Annotated in this window: 1 protein-coding gene; it reads right to left on the reverse strand. The window is 45.7% G+C overall.

What is annotated here, in order from left to right:
- A partial coding sequence (locus tag A3729_RS17165) for an Ig-like domain-containing protein (protein WP_197475895.1) occupies positions 1 to 841 on the reverse strand: 841 nt, incomplete at both ends.

Genomic DNA, 841 nt, shown 5'->3' on the forward strand with positions numbered 1-841 from the left:
GTAATAAGTTGATTGTCTTCGCTTTGCCAGGTGACGAGGTGGGTGATGTCTTTAGTCGATGCATCGGTATATAAGCCACTTGCTTTGACTTGTTCTGTAAACCCAGCCGGAATACTTGTGTTATCGCTCGTCAGTGATATTGATTGAAGTGTCGCACTTGTTACTGTCACTAAACTAATACCACTGATTCCTTCTAGTTCGGCAGAGATCAGGGCTTCGCCTTCTGCATTAGCGCTGATAACCGGAGCGCTAGGGCTTTCTACGCTTGCAACAGTACTAGAGCTTGTGTTCCAGTTGGCCTCTTTACTGATATCAATTTGTTCTCCATCAGAATAGGAGCCTAAAGCAATGGCTTGTATTTGAAGCCCGTTAGCTAGGCTGATATTTCCTGGCTGAACTTCAATTGCGGTTAATACGGCGTCTTGAATGCTTAGACTAGTCGATATACTAATATCATCCAGGGTGGCGGAAATGTTTACGAATCCCAGTTCTAGTCCATTGACTAAACCTTCAGATAGCGCAGCGTTTGAAATAGAGCCTATTGCCGAGTCGCTCGATGTCCAGGTTACCTGTTCGGTGATGTCCTGAACTGAGCCGTCACTGTATGTTCCTTGAGCACTGAAACTTTGGCTTAGCCCCTTTGGTAGGGAGCTGTTAATAGGAAGAATACTTATATTGCTTAGTACTGCATTGCTTACCGTAACCGTACTGGCAGCATTATGGCCATCTAGCTCAGCACTCAGGCTTGAGCTGCCGATATCCAGTCCGCTAACAAGTGATGAGCCCGCTTCAATTGAGATTATTTCAGGAGAGTCAGCGCTCCAATTGACTTGGCTAGTAA

The sequence above is a fragment of the Oleiphilus sp. HI0043 genome, from assembly GCF_001634935.1.